Below are 16,036 nucleotides of genomic sequence, written 5' to 3'. Positions count from 1 at the left end.
CCAGCATAGGCGCACAGTACGGTGGGCCGGGTGAAATCAGCGAGCAGAACCAACAACGCCGCTGCCCACGTCGCGGCGGTGGTCGTGACTGCCTTGGTCGTGCTCGCGTTCACGGTCGGCAAGGCGTTCGTGTCCATCCCGGGGCTGTGGTCAGCGGAGGCGCATCAGCTCAGCCAGGTGCGCCTGAACCCGCTGGAGACCTTCGAGTACGCGCGCGTGTGGTGGGGGCCGTGGCTAAACCTGTTCGGCAACATCGCTCTGTTCGCCCCGGTCGGCTTCATCGCCCACCGCGGCTCCGTAGCACGCGCGGTGCTGGTGGGGCTTGTGTGCAGCCTCGGCATCGAGGTCACGCAGTACCTGTTCGCGTGGGGCTACAGCGATACTGACGACGTGCTCTGCAACACCGCCGGGGCGGCGCTGGGGGCCGGGGTGGCCGGAGGGACGTCGAAAAGCAATCGCGCAACGGTGCTGTGGAGCATCGCCGCGGCCGGCGCGGTAGTGCTCACCGTGTGGGCGGCGCTAGGGTTGAGCGCATGAGCGAGCGCGGATGGTTTACCAGGCGGGTCTTCCCCGACGGCGGGGAGCCCGACCCGCGCTTCACGCTGGCCAACGAACGCACCTTCCTCGCCTGGACCCGCACCGCGCTGGCGTTTCTCGCCGGCGGGATCGCGCTGGAGGCGTTCGAGCTGCCCGGCATCGAACCCGGCGTGCGCCGCGTTGCAGCCGCCGCAGTCATCATGATCGCCATGGCCATTTCCGCAGGTGCCGCGGTGCGCTGGGTGCGCATCGAGCGGGCCTTGCGTCACGACGAGCCCCTGCCCGCCCCCGCCATCATCCCCGTTTTGTGCGTGGTGGTGTTTGTCGCGGCGGTGGTTGTGGCGGTGAGCCTGCTCGCATGATCGCCGTCGCCGATCCCGGCCTGCAGGCCGAACGCACCGCCATGAGCTGGACGCGCACCGCGCTGGCCATGCTCGTCTGCGCGGCGACGCTTTTGCGGTGGGCCGGTGCTTACCCCGCGCTGATCGTGGTGGCGTCGGTGGCGTTGGCGGCAGGTGCGCTGGTGATCGTGGCGCTGAACCGGCGGGCGTACCGCTTCGAGGCATCCGCGCTTGCCGACGAGCGCAGCGAACCCAACGCCGCAGCCGTGTTCCTGTTGAGCGCGATGACGCTCGGGACCGGCGGGCTGGGTCTGTACCTGGTGGTGTCAGCGGGCGGGCTCTCGTAACGGTTGACAATCCGGCGATTGTGGCGCTCTATTTCCGCAGGTCGCGAAAACGAGCCGTTAACTTTTACGAGCGCCGACCGCTGGTGTAGTGGTCGTAGTGCATCTCCAGCAGCTGCAGGCCCTGCTCGGTGCAGAAAATCTGGGCAGGGGCGGTTTCGCGAAGGATGCCGAAAGCCTCCAGCCAGAACAGCCAACTCTCCGCCTCTGGGTTAAGCGGTTCGTCGTCGACGACCCACTCCACGATGGAACGCCAAATTTCCTCGCCCATCAGTTTTTCAAAGCCGAGGCGGATGTTGTCGGCGGCCTTGGGAATAGGGTTGTCGTGGTTGAGAAAAGCCAGGCCTGCTTTGGTGGGGGTCAGCTCGCCGCCGCGCTTTTTCAGCAGGCGGGCGTCGAGGAGCAGGTCAGCGACAGTGTTGGGAAACGGCAGCTCCGTCAGGTCGCGCACTTCCACGGCGAACGAGGCAGGCATCCCCCCGTGCTCGTACGGCACCCCGGGGGAGAAAATGCGCATGAGCTCGGCGAAAACATCGGTGAGATCGGGTAGATCGTCGAAGGAGTCTGGCCCGAAGCCGGGGAAGCCAGGCACGCCCGGCACGCTCTGTACCGCCGGCGGACCAGGCATGCTCGGCACGTCGGGAACCTCCACCCCGTCCGGCCCGCCGAGCATTTCGCCGAAGAACTCGGTCACGGCATTGATCATGGTGGGGTTGCGCTCCGGGTGCGGGTCCATGTCGATGATCTGGAGCAGGTCCGGGCGGGACTGGAGGAAGTCGTCGAAGTGCTGGGCCAGGCCGGGGCCATCGGTGCCTTCATCGGCGGCGGCGACTTCGTCGAAGAACATCTCCTCGGCGACGTTGCCGATGCGGGTGGCCACGGAGACCGGGTCGGCCTGTGTCATGCGGTCGAGCATGCGCTCCGGCGGCATGACGGGCAGGTAGGAAAACATCAGGGTGATGGTCTCCAGGTCCGGTTCGATGCCGGCGGCCAAAAGGCGGGCCTGGTGGCGGAAGGTGGTCATCAGCTCTGGCCCCGAGCAGGCTTCGACGACGTCGGGCCCGGCTGCGTCGATAAGCATGGGCGTAGGGCCCTCGATGTTGGAGGGACCCAGAACCTCGACATGGATGTTCCAATTGGCCGCCGGGTCGTAGACGTAGGTCATGGGCCGCATCTCGGCGACGGTGAGCTCGTCTTCCTGGTGCTCGCCGGGGCCGGGCGCGGCGGTGTAGACGGAACGCTGCGCGCCTTCTTGGCTGACGTAGAGGTGGGTGGCGGCGCCGGTGAAACCGAGGGAGGCGTCGATGATCTGGGAGAGTTCGCCCAGCGTCATGGTCTCTTCGACGTTGACGCAGCGGGAAATTTCGGGCGAGGTGCCCTCCACGAACATGAGCACTGAAACGGTCATACCGGCAACCTTACGGCCTAAACCACGAATAGGAAGGCGCACACCACGGCGGTCACCGCGCCCGCGGTCAGCGGCACGGCGGTGCGGCGGACCACGTCAATCGGGTTGACCTGGAGCGCACCCGCGACGATGAGCACCGCGGCGTTGACCGGGGAGGCCTGGCGCATGGTGTTGGAGGCGGCCCAGATGGAGGTGAGCATCTGCGGGGCGGACACGGCGGAGTCCGCCGCGATGCCCGGCACCATCTCGGAGAAGGCGAAGTAGGGCGCCACGCCGGAGCCGGTGAGCAGCGCCATGGTGGCGGTGGCCAGCACAAACACCAGCACCATCAGCACGGCGGCACCGGAGGATGCCTGCGCCAGGTTGGTCAGACCCTCGATCACGCCCATCTGGGTGATGCCCTCCACCAGGATGGCGGCGGCGACGATCAAGGAAACCACGCCGGCTGCACCCTCGCCGAGGCCCTTGAAGAACTCTTGGAGGGAGTCGGCGGCGTAGTTGACGTCGCGCAGCCGGATCGCCTCGATGATCATGGTGATCATCAGCGACACCACGGTCACTGGCAGGATGCCGGCCTCAAACGAGATGACGCCGAGGCGGTTGAGCGCCGCGGAGACGATGATCAGCAGCAGCGGCAGCAGCGGCAGGATGGCGTAGAAGCCGGGCAGGCCCTCGGCGCGTTCCACGGCTTCGCGGATGCGGCGGTCGGACTCGTCGTCCCTGGCTGCCTCAAGCTCGGTGTCCGACGCGCCAGCGCCGGACTTGACCAGGTCTTTCTTATCGCAGTGGTGCTGCCACCACATGTGGGTAAACGCGATGACGATCAGCGCGGGGATGGTGGCTTTGGCCACGTTGCCGAAGGTGAACTCGGTCACCGACATGCCGGTCAGGTCCGCGGCCTGGATCAGGCCGGCCTCCAGCGGCGACGGGGCGATGGTGGAGGCGGTGGCCACGATCGCACCGACGGTCAGCGGCGTCAGCCCCGCGGCGATCAACGCGGGCATCAGCGTGGCCACGAGCAGCAGCGACAACGCACTGGCGGAAGGCACGACGAAGGACAGAAGCGTCGCGACGGCAAACCCGATGGGCACGAGCCAGTAGGAGCCGTGGAAGCGGCGCAGCGGGCTGGACAGCGCCACCACGGTCTTGGCATCGGCGCCGATGTGGCGCATGTAGCCGACGAAGCCGAACAGCACCATGATCGCCATGCCGGTGCCGGCGAAGCGCGACTTGAACAGGGACTCGATGATCAGCAGCTCGTCGTAAAACGCGTTGCCGGAGGACTCGATGTCCGCGGTGGAGTGGTCGATACGCCCGGTAGCTGCGGCGATCATGAGCAGCAGCACGCCGACGGCGAAGATGGAGGAGGCCGCGTGGACCTTCCTGGCAATGAAATAGCCGACGGCGATGACGGCGAGAATTGCAAAGAAAATATAAAGCACGCTGCGATTATGCAGCGTGAAACCGCACCCCGCAGGGTGAATGCGCAGGGTGTGGCAAATGTCTCCGCAAAGCCGGGTAAATTACGCCGGCTGGCCGCCCAGGATGAGCACGTGGGCGATGTTCTCGGAGCGGTTCTTCAGCCCCAGGGTGCGGTGGCCGGCGTCCAGCATGCCGGCGGAGTGCGGCGGCACCGGGGTGTTGTTGACGGTGATGTCGCCGTCGGGGGCGATAACGGCGTACTCGAACTCCTCGTACACGGTGACCGCCAGTTCGGTTTCAGGCGCGATGGTCAGCTGGGCTGCCACGCAGGGCTCGCTGGTTTCCACGGTGCCGGTGCGGCCGAACATGCGTCCGGCGAAGACAAAGGCCTCACCCGCGGATTCGGTGGTCACGCTACGCAGGCCAAACGCGTCCGGTTGGGCGCGCTGGATTTTGTCGGGGACCGCTTCATCGCTGATCAGCACTTGCACCTGTGCGCGCTCGAGCACACCGCCGAGGCGTGCGGAGCCGTCGTGCCGCCAGGCAAAGGATTTGCAGCCCGCGGGAGTGTCGTCGGGTCCGCCGAGGCCCTGGAGGAATGCGACCCCGCGCCAGGGGCCAGCGTTCAGCTCGATGAATGACATGGCGGCCAGCTTATATGATCCGGCGCTGCCGGGCTTCCTCCACAGCCGCGGTGCGGTTGTCCACCCCGAGTTTGGAGTAGATGTGGATCAGGTGCGTTTTCACTGTCGCCTGCGAGATGAACAGCTGCTGGGCGATTTCCTTGTTGGAGGCGCCGGTCTGCAGCGCGCGCAGCAGCTCAATCTCGCGCCCGGACAGCGCTTCGGCCGGATTGACCAGCCTGTCCGCCAGTACGTTGGCCACCTGCGGCGAGAGCACTCGTTTGCCTTGCGACGCGCTCCGCACCGCCTCATACAGCTCTTCCTCCGGCGCGTCCTTGAGCAGGTAGCCCATCGCCCCGGCCTCCACCGCGGCGACCACGTCTGCTTGGGTGTCGTAGGTGGTCAGGATCAAAACCGGCGGCCCGCCGGCGGCGACCAGGCGGCGGGTCAGCGCGATGCCGTCCGCGCCGGGCATCTGGATGTCGGAGACCACCACGTCCACCCCCTCGGGCACCTCGGTGTCGCCGTCGGCGGCCTCGGCGACAACTTCCACGCCGTCGAAGGAATTGAGCACGGCGCGCAGGCCAGCGCGGACGACCGGATGGTCGTCGATAAGCATGACGCTCAGTGTCATCCGTTCTCCTCCACAGGCAGGGTTGCGGCGAGGACGTTGCCCTCCACCGTGAGCTCGCCGCCGACCTCCTCCACGCGGGCGCGCAGGCCCTTCAGGCCGTAGCCCTCGGGCCCGGTGATGCCGCGGCCGTTGTCGAAGACGTCGATGGTTGCGGTCGCACCAAGCCTATCCACGGTCACCACCGCCGACGAAGCCCCGGCGTGGCGCACGATGTTGCTCAAGCCCTCGCGCACGACGCGCTCCGCCACCGACGCGCAGGGTTCCGGCAGGTCAACTGCGTGGACGCGGACCTCGAGCTGCTCGCCGAGTGCACGCTGGCGGTCCTGCGCGTGGCGGGCCAGGCGCTCCAGGCGCACCGGCAGCGTCTCGCGCTTCGGGGCCTGCGTGTTGGCGGAGTTCTCGGCGACGAAGCGGCGCGCCTCCGCCAGGTTGTCGGAGGCGGTGGAGCGGATCACGTCCAGCGTCTCGCGCGCCGGGTCGCCCTGGGGCAGCTGCTTGTCCATCGCGCGGCCCAGCAACAAGATGGAGCTCAAACCCTGCGCCATGGTGTCGTGTACCTCGCGCGCCAGGCGGGCCCGCTCCTCCGCCACGCCCGCGGCGTGCTCGGCTTTTGCCGCCTCGCGCTGGGCGGCCTTGAGGTCCTCGGCCATCTGCCGGTAGTGGTCCGCCTCCGCGCGCAGCGCCTGGTAGGCGTGCACGATGATCACCGCCAGCACGGTGCCGATGGTGGGGCCGATGACCGCGCCGGCCCCGCCGCCCGGCGCGGTGGCGGTGAGGGCAACGGCTAAAAGCGCCGCGGTGGCCGCGAGTTCCCACCATGTGGTCAACAGCACGCACGCCAGCATGACCAGCGGGAACTCCAGCCATACGAAGTTCTCGGACATCTGCACCAGCCCCACCCACAGCGCGGAGACAACCGCGAGCCAGGCATACGGCGCCCAGGCCGGGTAGTCCTTGCCGTGGAAGTGCCAGACGGTGCCGGCCATGTACACGCAGGCGAAGGTCAACGGCAGGGCTAGGGCTGCCAGGGGTGCGTCGCTACGCAACTGCCCCACAAGCCCCACCGCAAGCAGCACGGCGACGAGCACGTGCAGGCTCACGCGCAGAAAGTCGAGCAGACGGGTGGTGGACAACATGCGTCTGAGCGTAGATCAACCGATCGGTTGACCGGGATTTCGACCGCCCGCGCGATGTAGAGCAGTGCAGGTCAACGGCAGGATTGAAGCCATGTTCGTAGGAATCAGAGAAATCACGTCAGCCAAGGGGCGCTTCGGGCTGATCGCAGGCACCGTGGCGCTGATTACGCTGCTGGTGGTCGTGCTCACGGGTCTGACCGCCGGCCTGGGCAAGCAAAACACGTCCGCGCTTGAGGCGCTGGATCCGCAGTCCGTTGTCTTCCAGGACCCGGAAGACATCTCGTTCACCACCTCCCGCGTCGAGGCGCGCGACGGGCTCACCCCGCTCGGCGCCAGCCAGATGCTTATGACCAAGGGCAACGGCGAGGACGCGGCCGTGGCCATCCTGTCGCTGCCGAAGGGCACCGAGCTTCCCGGAGGGCAGCAGCTTTCCGACGAAGCCGTGGCCGCGCCCTCCCTCGAAGTGGGCGAGGGCGAGACCGTGACCGTTGCCGGCAACGACATCACCGTCGGCGCAATCGGCGAGGACCTCGCGTTCTCCCACTCCCCCGTCCTGTGGGTGCCCACCGGTTTCTGGCAGGCCGCAATGCACACCGACGCCGACGGCTCGGTGTTGTTGGCAGACCATAAGGTCGACAGCGGAGTGGGCCTGAAGGAGGCTTTCGACGGCCTGCCGGCGTACTCCTCCGAGCAGGGCTCGTTGAAGCTCATCCAGGGCTTCCTCTACGCCATCGCCGCGCTGGTGATCGTTGCCTTCCTCACCGTGTGGACGATGCAGCGCACCCGCGACCTGGCCATTTTGAAGGCCATCGGCGCATCCAACTCCTACCTGCTCAAGGACGCCCTCGGCCAGGCCGCGGTGATCCTGGGCATCGGCGCGCTCATCGGCGGCGTCGCGGCCTTCGGCCTCGGCCTGCTCATGCAGGGCGGCGCACCGTTCTCGCTGACCGCACTCACCGCGATCGCTCCCCCGGTTGCCATCTGGGCGCTGGGCATGGTCGGCGCCCTGATCGCCACCCGTTCCATCTCGAAAGTTAACCCTCAAGCGGCTCTTGGAGGTGTCGCATAATGCTCGAACTCAACGATGTCACCGTCGCATTCAAGGACGGCCAGGAAATGCGCACCGTGCTGGACCGCCTGGAATTCACCGCCAAGCCCGGCGAGATGACCTTCATCGTCGGCGAGTCCGGCTCCGGCAAGTCCACCCTGCTGTCCGTGGCAGCCGGCCTGATCACGCCGGACTCCGGCACCGCGAAGCTCAACGGCGAGGTGGTGGACAACGATGTGCGCCGCGACAAGATTGGCATGATTTTCCAGCAGGCCAACCTCATCGCCGCGCTGAACGTGCGCGATCAACTCCTGGTCACCGACCACATTCGAGGACTGCGTCCTCGAAAGGAGAGGGCGGAGGAACTGCTGGCCACCGTCGGCCTGGAGGGCCTAGGCGACCGCCGCATCGGCGAGATGTCCGGCGGCCAGCGTCAGCGTGTCGGCATTGCGCGTGCGCTCATGGGCGAGCCAGCGCTTCTGCTTGCGGACGAACCCACCGCCGCCCTCGACGCCGACCGCTCCCAGGAGATTGTGCAGCTGCTGCGCCAGCTCACCACGGAGCGTGACGTCGCCTGCGGCTTTGTCACCCACGACCGCTCCCTGATCGAGAGCACCGACGAAGTCTTCGAACTCGGTGTCAACGCCCCGGCCTACGCCTAAACTGGCGCGAGTGTTCTACTGCGCCCCCGGCCTCGCCCCGCTGGACCCCACCCTGCTTGCCGGGGAGATCGAGCGCAGGGCGGGGCTTTCGTCGTGCGGGCCGCAGGTGCGCACCCTTCCGCAACTGCCTGACGACGCCCTCGTGGCCGGCGATGGCTACTGGCTGGCGGGGCGCAGTGTCGTCGATAAGCTTCGCGCTTTGGACCGCAACGTGGTCGCGTACGCGGTGGGCGAGGCGTTCATCGTGACCTCGTTGCAGGAAATGGGGGCGACGATGGTGCGCGGCCGCGACCTCGTGCGCGTGCCGCACGGTATCTTCCGCGTGCCAGAGTGGGGTCAGCGCACCTATGTAGCCGGCGAGACCGCGGAGTTTTTGCGCGGCTACCTCGAATTGGAGGCGGCCGGGCGGTTCGTAGAACCCGCGCGCTACCGCAGAAGGGACCGGGAGCGCGTGGCCATGACGGTAAACGCCAATGCGCCGAGCACCGCCGTGGACAGCAACGTACCGCCCAAGTAGCCCAGGTCCACCGTGGCGGCGCCCAGCGCCGAGCCGGACGCGATGCCCACCTGGAAGGTCACCACGTATACCGAACTGACCAAATCCTGGTTGCGCTGGCCCGCGAACAGGAAGATCGTGGTGGCCACCGTGGGCAGCGCGCCCGCGGCGATGCCGAAGACGACGATCACCGTGAACATGCCGATCCCCGTGCCATTGTGAAGCGCGAGCAGTCCCGCGATGCCGGAGGCCACCAGCGTGGCCGTGGCAATGCCGTTGAGGCGGATCATGCGCGCATCCACCAGGCGGCCCGACAAGGTCACGCCGACCAGCCCCGCGATGCCGTAGACAGCCACACCGTAGGGCACAAACCGGTGGCCGGCGGTGGCCTCGACGAGCAGGGCCAGGTAGGTGAAGGTGACAAAGATGGCCATCACCGCCAGCACCAGGTAGATGACCAGGGACGGGATGGCCGACTTCGTTGCCTGGGCGCCGTTCTTCTGCGCCGGTGGCCTAGCGGGCAGGCTGGGCAGGGAAATCACCAGCATGACCAGCGCGCCGACCACCGCGGCGCCGAGCACCCAGGTGGAGGCGCGCCAGCCAATCGCGGACCCCATCGCCGTGGTCAGCGGCGAGCCGACCACCATTGACAGAGTCGAACCGAACGACACCGCGGCAACTGCCTTACCCATCTGCCCCGGTGGCGCGATGCGGGCAGCGACCGGGTTGACCAGCGACCAGAACAGACCGTGGGTCAACGCCGCGGTTACACGGCCCGCCACCAGCGTGGCGTAGCTTGTTGCCGTGGCCTGCACGACAATGCCGCCGAGGAGAAAGACCAGTGTCGCAATGAGCAGGTAGCGCCTGTCCACCTTCCGCGTGACATGCATCAGCGGAATGGTCACCACCGCAACCAGCCCGGCGTAGACGCTCATGAGCAGGCCGATCTGCCCTTCGGAGACGTGTAAGTCCCTCGCCATCGGCGAAATCAGGCCGATGGCGAACATCTCGAACGTGACGTACACGAACGCGGCGAAACTCATCGCCGCCAGCGGGACAACAGGAAGCCTGGCTGTTTGGTTGGCGTTGGGCACCCGGTTAAGTTACGACTGCTGGGCAGACAGCGCAAACGCTGCGCCTGCAGCGCCAAGGGCCACTAGGATCGCCACGAACACACCGACGATCGCACCCGTGCTCGCGGAGGAGCCGCCGGACGTGGTGTCCGCGGTCTGCTCCGTCCTGTGGGTGGTCTGGGACACCGTCAGGCCGGTCATCTTGTCGGTGTCGGTGGTCACCGTCGCGGTGACGTTACCGTTGACGAGCGTGTGGGTCACAGTGTCCCTGCTCTTGCCAGCCTCTCCACTCGGCACCGCATTGGTGCTCGTCTTCGGTGTGGTAGTCGGGATGTCCGGGTTCGGGCCGTCGGTAGGCAGTAGTGCGTTGCCACCACCTTTGGCGCAGGTCTTACGAGCCTCTTCGAACGCCACCATCAACCGAGCCACATGACGCGCCTGCTTCACGTCCGGCAGCTGCTCGTAGGCATCAACCCACGCCTCAACCTGGTCCTTGGGCATCGCCGGGTAGTCACGAGACTGCTGCTCAATCAGCCCATCACGATCTGGGATCAGCGAGAACTCCGAGAAGCCGTCCCGGGCTGGCACCGTGATCTCGCCGCTTTGCACAGCGTTATCGACGATGTCCCAGTACTTGATCATGTCGAACGCCTGGTGGTCACTGATCGCAGCCGAATTCCACACTTGCGTGAAGTACGCGCGGGAAGAATCGATGTCTGCGCCGGTGCCTTCGGCGACACGCTGTGCCCAATTCTCGATGTTGGCTTCGAGATTGCTGTTGAAGTAGGTCACGTATGAGCCGGTGTACAGCTCCAAAAACGGCGCGACGGTATCCGAAGCAGTCGGGTACAACTGCTCGAACGCGGAAGCCCAGCGGGTCCGCTCATCTACTGCGCCGATGCCGACACTGCGGTCGAGCGAGTCAATGAACTTACGTTCTGAGTCTTTTACCTTCAGCGAGCACACGCCTTCGCTGGGCGCGCCCACGGTAGCGGCACCGGCGGAAGGCACGACAAACGCCGCCGCTGCAGTAGCGACTGCGCATGTGAGCGCTGCTATCCTCCGATTTTTCAACACACCGCTAGCGTAGCGCAGAAGGATGATTATTCAGCATTCGAAGGATGGGTGACATGGCCTTCTTGTACGGACTAAGCCGTTTAAATTCGGGGAAAGCGCAGGTCGCCGGAACGTTGACTCAACTTCCTAAGCAAAATAAAAGGTGAATTTGTGGTGTTGGTACGCCCTTTAAGGGGCGTTTTTGCTTGTCACGGGGGTAAATTACACGTTTGTAGTTCAAAGGTATTTACGTTTTTTATGCGAGTGGGTCGTTGGGCGTTCTCTTTTGCGGCTTCTGCTGTTTTTTGGGGGTTCTTGCGTGGTTTCGGCGGTTTGCGGTGGTTGGTCGGGTCAAGGCGGGTGACTGCCGGGGCCCGGCTAGCGCGGGGGCCGAGGTCCAGTCGACTGTTTCCAGGTATTCGGCATAAAGTGGCGAGGTCCTGATAGCTGGATCCGCGGTTATGGGGCGGTCGGTACAGCATCCAGGCGGTATCTTCCCTGAGCTTGCGGACTCCGCAACTCCGCATTGCGGACAATCAAGCGGGGACCAACTATTGGTCTGCACCCACCAAATTCGAGCCGGGATGTCTGGGTCGGTGGGCTGTTTCCAGCTACAAGGGCCCAGCTATTCGACGTAAAGGGGCTGCGGACAAAATCTTGGAGTGCGTTTGGGGGACTTTGTCTCGTTGTTATGCACTCAGTGCTTGTCGGTGTTCGGCGATGGTGGTGTACCCGTCGCCGAGTGTCGACTTCAATCGTCTGTGGATGTAGAAGTCGATGTAGGTGTCAATATAGTCGCGCATCTGCGCCACCGTCATCGTTGACACCACAGGTCTGCCTTTGAGCAGTTCCTGTTTCATCGTGCCGAAGAACCCTTCGGTGCGCGCATTGTCGCCGCTGGTGGCTTTGCGTGACAGTGACGGGATGTAGCGCCACCGGTTGTCACACCACGCATCGGCCTGGCAGTCCGGGCAATCCAGGCTGTTGTGGGCGTGGTTGGTAATCAGGCTGACCCAGCGTGGGCTGCGGTAGAGCCCACCGCGGTCGGAATGGATGATTGGTTGCGCACCGTCGGGTTTTAGCTTGTCGATTCGCGCGATCATCTCGGCGACAAGATCGTGATTCGGTGACGTCGACATGGTCACTGCAATCGGCATCCCGTCGTAGAAATCGATCGCTGCCGACAGGAACAACTTCCCGTCTGGGCAGTGGATTTCGGTGACATCAGTGCCGATTTTCTCCCACGGCGCATCCGCGTGGAAATCGTGGGTAAGCCCTTTGGCGTCGGCGTGGTCGGTGAAGTACTGCGACGGTTCGATCACCGGGCGGGCCACATCCGAATCCCGGTCATCGTCGGTGCCGTCGGTTGGGGTGATCAGTAGCAGGTTTGCTGGCTTGTGGTCGGTTTCACCGGTGTAGGAGGAGTACTTGCCCGACGCCTTCGCTGGCGGGCGGCACCCCAGATCCGCCATGAGGGTGCGCACGATCTTTTCCGACACCGTATGCCCCATGATCTTCAACCAGGCGTGGATGCGTCGGTATCCGTAGCTTTGTCCGGATTCGGCCGCTGCCTGCAAGATCAATGGTTTAAGTGCAGCGCGGCGCTGTTCGCGCTGTTGCACCACCTTCGTGTGTTTGTGTCGGTGGTAGTAAAACGTCGACTGCGCAATCCCGACTACCGCGCATGCTTGCGCGATGGAAAACCCGTGGGCGTCCGTGAGGGCAACCACCACAGCGGCTTTCGCCGCGGTGGACAGCTCACCGTCACGGACGTCGTCTTTTCCCCGCGGCTCACCATCGCTCATGAGCACTTGGATAATGGCGTCTTTGACCGTTTCCCGGTCACGCATCTCAACAATGAGCTTTTTCAGCTCGTCCATGTCACTGGGTAAATCAGCGATATCGTCTACCGGACCAGGCCCCGGCAGCCACTCGTTGACTGGCCGTGGTGGTCGTTTCGCATCGGCTGCCTTATCGACTCGCTGCTGCTGATGGTTGCGTTGGACTTTGCGTTGCTTGCTCACGCGTTCCATTGTCGCCGCATAGGCCTCGTCGAATGTCATCGACGCTGCCAAAACGCGTTCGTCATCGTCGGGCCAATACCGCTTCGTCCAGGTCAGCGCCGCGGTGTCGTTGACGTCGAACTCCACAGCGATGTCACGCACCGTCGCCTGTGAGGTCAACCTGCGTGCGACAACTTTTGCGATGGTCTCAGCGTCGTAGGCGCGTCTGGCACCGTCAAAGCTCTGGCCGCGGCGCTTGGCTGCAACCCAGTTGCCGACCGTGTCTACCGACGGTCGGCGACCACACGCGTCTTCAGCCCAGTCGCAGACCTCACGGGCAGACGACCCAGCCAAAAACCTCTCAACCGCACCATCGCGGATATCAGATGGAAACCCTGCGGGCATCGGAATACCTTCCAGCCCCCAACACTCCAACTTTTTGTCCGCGCTCCCAAAACAGCGATTATCGAGGTCCTGATAGCTGGATCCGCGGCTATGGGGCGGGCGGGCACAGCATCTGTGCGGTGTTTTGCTCGAGCTTGCGGACTCCGCAACTCCGCATTGGGGAGCGCGGACAATCAAGCGGGGACCAACTATTGGTCTGCACCCACCAAATTCGCGCCGGGATATCTGGGTCGGTGGGCTGTTTCCAGCTACAAGGGCCCTGCTATTCGACGTAAAACAGCGATTATCGAGGTCCTGATAGCTGGATCCGCGGTTATGTGCTAGCCCTTGCCCGCGATGCGCGAGGCGATATCGCGGGCGAAGGGGCTCACGCCGCCGATGGTGCCTGCGCCCGGGCCGTTCAACGAGTCGAAGCCCAGGACGAACAGGCCGGGCGTGTCCAGGCCGTGCTCCAGTCCGCGAACGGGCGACAGTGCGGGGCGAAAGCCGGTGGCCCAGATCAGCGCGTCGAAATCCGACAGCTCGTCCAACGACCCGACCATGGGTTCGGCGTCCAGCAGGTCCAATGATCGGGCCCGGCGGACTTCGGGGACGAGGACGATGTCGCCGCCGAAGTCGGCGCCTCCAGGGTCGTCCTCGCCGCGCGAGATGGCGACGAAGCGCTCGCGGTTGCGGCGGAAAAGCTGCTCGCCGTCGACATCCTCCGGCATGAACGCGGGCGGCCGACGAGTGAACCATTGCACGTCCACTCCAGCTAGGCCAAGGTCGGCGACGATCTGCGCACCGGAGTTTCCGCCCCCGACGACAGCGACGCGCTGACCGGCGAAATCCTCCGGCCGCCGGTACTGAGCCGAGTGCACCTGCTCCCCCGCGAACGACCCGGGGATGAAGGGCACAAACGGTGCGGACCAGATGCCGGTGGCCATCACCACGTTGCGTGCGGAGTAGCCGTTGAGGTGGAAGGCGGAGCCGTCGTGAAGCACTTGTTTGACGCGTTCACCTCGGCGGATGGGCAGGTCGTAGCGCTTTTCGTAGGCGGACAAATACTCAACGACGTGATCGCGCGGCGGGTACCCGTCGTAGTGGGGCATGGGCCAGCCGGGCAGGTTGGAAAACTCCGCGCGGGAGAACAGTGTGAGCGCGTCCCAGTAGTGCGGCCACGCCCCGCCGGAGGTGTCGGAGGCGTCCAGCACCACGAAATCCGCGCCGTATTTGCGCAGGTAGTACGACACGGCCAGCCCGGATTGGCCGGCCCCGACAACGACAGCGTCAAGCATGGGACACCTCCGCGGTGGCGTCGCGGACGTGCTCGGCGATGCGGCCCGCGGGCGCGGTGGCGGGGCCGAACGGGGTCTGCGCTGCCAGCCAGGCGGCCACCGCGTGCAGCGTCACTGCCCCGGTCACCGCACCAGGCACTGCGGCGTCAGCGGTGCCGGGAACAGCGGCGCGCGCGGCGGAAAGCGCCAAGTGGGCACCCATAATCCCGGCCAGCACGTCGCCGGACCCGGGGGTGGCGGCCCAAGAGTGCCCGGCATCCACGGCGTGGATGAGATAGGGGTCGTCCTCCGGCGCGACTAGGGTGATGCGGCCTTTGCGCACGATGGTGGCGCGCAGCGTCGCGGCCAGCTCCAGCGTCTCCTCGAACCGCGTGCCCTCGCGCACTCCGGCAGCCTCGCGCAGGCGGGAAAACTCCCCGTCGTGCGGGGTCAGCACCGTCGGCTCCTCCCGGGAGGCGACCGCCTGGCGCAGCTGCTCGTGGTGGGTGAGGAGGGCGAGGCCGTCGGCGTCGATAAGCAATGGCACCTGTTGTTCCAGCGCCCACGCAAGCTCGCGCGCCGCATCCTCCCCCGTCCCGGCGCCGGGTCCAAACACCCATGCTTGGACCCGTCCGACATCTTCGAGCCTTTGCGTAACGACGGCCTCCGGCCTCACCCGCACCACCCCATCCGCCTCCGGCCCAGCGTAGCGGACCATCGCGGGCGTGGCCATCACCGCACCGGAGACAGTGAGGACCGCCGCGCCCGGGTAGCCGGCGCTGCCTGCCCGGATGCCGACTACTCCCCCGCTGTACTTATCGTCGGCAGGCCCCGGCGCGACGTCTTGGACAGGCGCGGCGGGCAGCGGCAACAGGGTGTCCGGCCACACCTGCGGATCGGCGACGGCGCGGTTGGCCAGCACCAGCGTCGGGCCGTCGTGGGCCCACTCGGGCATGGTGTCCAGCAGCTCCGTGTGCAAGGGGCGGCCGGGCAGGCCGATGTCCGCGAGCAGCTGCACCCCGCACTCCGGGGCGAGGGCGTGGGCGCGGCGCCACCCGCCGAAGGTGACGGTGGCGTCGGCGGTGATGTGCAGCTCGCCCGCTTCCCCGGTGTCGGCATCTACGCCGGAGGGCACGTCCACGGAGAGCACGCGAACCCGGCGCAGCCACCTCATCACGTCTGCCAGCTCCTCGCGCAGGCCCCCAGAGCCGCCGATGCCGGTGATGCCATCGATGGCGAGGGCGTATTCGGCTGAACTGTCCGGCAACGTTTCCAGTACCTGCCCGCCCGCGTTGGAAAAGGCGGCGAGTGCTCGCTGTTGGGCGCGGCCTGCGGTGAGCAGCGCGTCCACGCGGTGCCCGGCGAGTGCGAGCTCCGCGCCAGCGTACAGGGCGTCACCCCCGTTTCCGCCCGGCCCGGCGAGCACCAACACCCGCCCGGCTGAGCCGGCAGAGCCAGCCAGCATCGCCTCGGCCGCTTCGAACACGGCGTGTGCGGCGGATTGCATGAGCTGATCCGGGTGGGCCTGCGCGGCCAACAGCGGCGCCTCGGCGGCCCGGATTTGGTCTGCGGTGAAGGTGCTGGCGTACATG

The 16,036-nt window shown here is 66.0% G+C and carries 16 protein-coding genes; 6 read left to right on the top strand and 10 right to left on the bottom strand.

What is annotated here, in order from left to right:
• Positions 1-30 precede the first annotated feature (30 nt).
• The 3 genes from CIHUM_RS10645 to CIHUM_RS10635 are packed head-to-tail and all read left to right on the top strand — an operon-like array spanning position 31 to position 1,225.
• The gene (locus CIHUM_RS10645) at positions 31-537 is read left to right on the top strand and encodes a VanZ family protein (protein ID WP_051106183.1); all 507 of its coding nucleotides are present in this window, start codon (positions 31-33) and stop codon (positions 535-537) included.
• Positions 534-899: a YidH family protein gene (locus tag CIHUM_RS10640; protein WP_034996572.1), complete on the top strand. Its 366-nt coding sequence runs from the start codon at positions 534-536 to the stop codon at positions 897-899. Before CIHUM_RS10645 ends, CIHUM_RS10640 begins: the two co-directional genes overlap by 4 nt.
• Positions 896-1,225 (top strand): DUF202 domain-containing protein, encoded by a 330-nt coding sequence (locus tag CIHUM_RS10635; protein WP_034996570.1) that lies wholly within the window; start codon positions 896-898, stop codon positions 1,223-1,225. Before CIHUM_RS10640 ends, CIHUM_RS10635 begins: the two co-directional genes overlap by 4 nt.
• A gap of 64 nt (positions 1,226-1,289) precedes the next feature.
• On the opposite strand, the gene CIHUM_RS10630 is transcribed toward CIHUM_RS10635, so the two are convergent.
• The 5 genes from CIHUM_RS10630 to CIHUM_RS10610 all read right to left on the bottom strand — a co-directional run bounded on the left by CIHUM_RS10630 (position 1,290) and on the right by CIHUM_RS10610 (position 6,445).
• The gene (locus CIHUM_RS10630) at positions 1,290-2,630 is read right to left on the bottom strand and encodes an IS1096 element passenger TnpR family protein (protein WP_051106182.1); all 1,341 of its coding nucleotides are present in this window, start codon (positions 2,628-2,630) and stop codon (positions 1,290-1,292) included.
• Positions 2,631-2,647: 17 nt separating this feature from the next.
• Positions 2,648-4,072, bottom strand: a complete 1,425-nt coding sequence (dcuC, locus tag CIHUM_RS10625; protein WP_034996569.1) for a C4-dicarboxylate transporter DcuC — start codon at positions 4,070-4,072, stop codon at positions 2,648-2,650.
• Between the two features lie 81 nt (positions 4,073-4,153).
• Positions 4,154-4,696 (bottom strand): pirin-like C-terminal cupin domain-containing protein, encoded by a 543-nt coding sequence (locus CIHUM_RS10620; RefSeq protein WP_034996568.1) that lies wholly within the window; start codon positions 4,694-4,696, stop codon positions 4,154-4,156.
• Between the two features lie 10 nt (positions 4,697-4,706).
• Positions 4,707-5,309: a response regulator gene (locus CIHUM_RS10615; RefSeq protein WP_034996567.1), complete on the bottom strand. Its 603-nt coding sequence runs from the start codon at positions 5,307-5,309 to the stop codon at positions 4,707-4,709.
• Positions 5,306-6,445 (bottom strand): sensor histidine kinase, encoded by a 1,140-nt coding sequence (locus CIHUM_RS10610; RefSeq protein WP_034996565.1) that lies wholly within the window; start codon positions 6,443-6,445, stop codon positions 5,306-5,308. Before CIHUM_RS10610 ends, CIHUM_RS10615 begins: the two co-directional genes overlap by 4 nt.
• Positions 6,446-6,536: 91 nt before the next feature.
• Between CIHUM_RS10610 and CIHUM_RS10605 the strand changes: the two genes are divergently transcribed.
• From CIHUM_RS10605 to CIHUM_RS10595, 3 genes are read left to right on the top strand one after another with little or no spacing between them, the layout of a single operon-like run.
• Positions 6,537-7,514 carry an ABC transporter permease gene (locus CIHUM_RS10605; RefSeq protein WP_034996563.1) on the top strand — a complete coding sequence of 326 codons (978 nt, stop codon included), beginning with the start codon at positions 6,537-6,539 and terminating at the stop codon, positions 7,512-7,514.
• A complete protein-coding gene (locus tag CIHUM_RS10600) occupies positions 7,514-8,155 on the top strand; it encodes an ABC transporter ATP-binding protein (RefSeq protein WP_034996561.1) in 642 nt (213 codons plus the stop codon). The genes CIHUM_RS10605 and CIHUM_RS10600 overlap by 1 nt, the downstream gene beginning before the upstream one ends.
• A gap of 10 nt (positions 8,156-8,165) precedes the next feature.
• Positions 8,166-8,672: a hypothetical protein gene (locus tag CIHUM_RS10595; protein WP_148363806.1), complete on the top strand. Its 507-nt coding sequence runs from the start codon at positions 8,166-8,168 to the stop codon at positions 8,670-8,672.
• Here the strand turns inward: CIHUM_RS10595 and CIHUM_RS10590 are convergent.
• The 5 genes from CIHUM_RS10590 to CIHUM_RS10570 form a co-directional block, all read right to left on the bottom strand.
• The gene (locus CIHUM_RS10590) at positions 8,582-9,694 is read right to left on the bottom strand and encodes an MFS transporter (RefSeq protein ID WP_051106180.1); all 1,113 of its coding nucleotides are present in this window, start codon (positions 9,692-9,694) and stop codon (positions 8,582-8,584) included. The two genes, CIHUM_RS10595 and CIHUM_RS10590, sit on opposite strands and share 91 nt — an antisense overlap.
• Positions 9,695-9,754: 60 nt before the next feature.
• Positions 9,755-10,735 (bottom strand): hypothetical protein, encoded by a 981-nt coding sequence (locus CIHUM_RS10585; protein WP_273680217.1) that lies wholly within the window; start codon positions 10,733-10,735, stop codon positions 9,755-9,757.
• A gap of 734 nt (positions 10,736-11,469) precedes the next feature.
• Complete coding sequence (locus CIHUM_RS10580) at positions 11,470-13,188, bottom strand: IS3 family transposase (RefSeq protein ID WP_148363864.1); 1,719 nt, start codon at positions 13,186-13,188, stop codon at positions 11,470-11,472.
• 320 nt (positions 13,189-13,508) lie between these two features.
• The gene (locus CIHUM_RS10575; RefSeq protein WP_034996554.1) at positions 13,509-14,465 is read right to left on the bottom strand and encodes an NAD(P)-binding domain-containing protein; all 957 of its coding nucleotides are present in this window, start codon (positions 14,463-14,465) and stop codon (positions 13,509-13,511) included.
• A complete protein-coding gene (locus CIHUM_RS10570) occupies positions 14,458-16,035 on the bottom strand; it encodes a bifunctional ADP-dependent NAD(P)H-hydrate dehydratase/NAD(P)H-hydrate epimerase (RefSeq protein WP_273680216.1) in 1,578 nt (525 codons plus the stop codon). The genes CIHUM_RS10575 and CIHUM_RS10570 overlap by 8 nt, the downstream gene beginning before the upstream one ends.
• Position 16,036 lies beyond the last annotated feature (1 nt).

The sequence above is a fragment of the Corynebacterium ihumii genome (assembly GCF_028609825.1).
Lineage (GTDB): Bacteria > Actinomycetota > Actinomycetes > Mycobacteriales > Mycobacteriaceae > Corynebacterium > Corynebacterium afermentans.
Note: the sequence above shows the minus strand (reverse complement) of the source record. Positions and strands in the feature narration are given on the sequence as shown.

Excerpts from the sequence above, each read along its gene's own strand:
- CIHUM_RS10640 (WP_034996572.1), top strand. The coding sequence starts at position 534 with ATGAGCGAGCGCGGATGGTTTACCAGGCGGGTCTTCCCCGACGGCGGG.
- CIHUM_RS10635 (WP_034996570.1), top strand. The coding sequence starts at position 896 with ATGATCGCCGTCGCCGATCCCGGCCTGCAGGCCGAACGCACCGCCATG.
- CIHUM_RS10630 (WP_051106182.1), bottom strand. The coding sequence starts at position 2,630 with ATGACCGTTTCAGTGCTCATGTTCGTGGAGGGCACCTCGCCCGAAATT.
- CIHUM_RS10620 (WP_034996568.1), bottom strand. The coding sequence starts at position 4,696 with ATGTCATTCATCGAGCTGAACGCTGGCCCCTGGCGCGGGGTCGCATTC.
- CIHUM_RS10615 (WP_034996567.1), bottom strand. The coding sequence starts at position 5,309 with ATGACACTGAGCGTCATGCTTATCGACGACCATCCGGTCGTCCGCGCT.
- CIHUM_RS10610 (WP_034996565.1), bottom strand. The coding sequence starts at position 6,445 with ATGTTGTCCACCACCCGTCTGCTCGACTTTCTGCGCGTGAGCCTGCAC.
- CIHUM_RS10605 (WP_034996563.1), top strand. The coding sequence starts at position 6,537 with ATGTTCGTAGGAATCAGAGAAATCACGTCAGCCAAGGGGCGCTTCGGG.
- CIHUM_RS10600 (WP_034996561.1), top strand. The coding sequence starts at position 7,514 with ATGCTCGAACTCAACGATGTCACCGTCGCATTCAAGGACGGCCAGGAA.
- CIHUM_RS10590 (WP_051106180.1), bottom strand. The coding sequence starts at position 9,694 with ATGAGTTTCGCCGCGTTCGTGTACGTCACGTTCGAGATGTTCGCCATC.
- CIHUM_RS10580 (WP_148363864.1), bottom strand. The coding sequence starts at position 13,188 with ATGCCCGCAGGGTTTCCATCTGATATCCGCGATGGTGCGGTTGAGAGG.
- CIHUM_RS10575 (WP_034996554.1), bottom strand. The coding sequence starts at position 14,465 with ATGCTTGACGCTGTCGTTGTCGGGGCCGGCCAATCCGGGCTGGCCGTG.
- CIHUM_RS10570 (WP_273680216.1), bottom strand. The coding sequence starts at position 16,035 with ATGTACGCCAGCACCTTCACCGCAGACCAAATCCGGGCCGCCGAGGCG.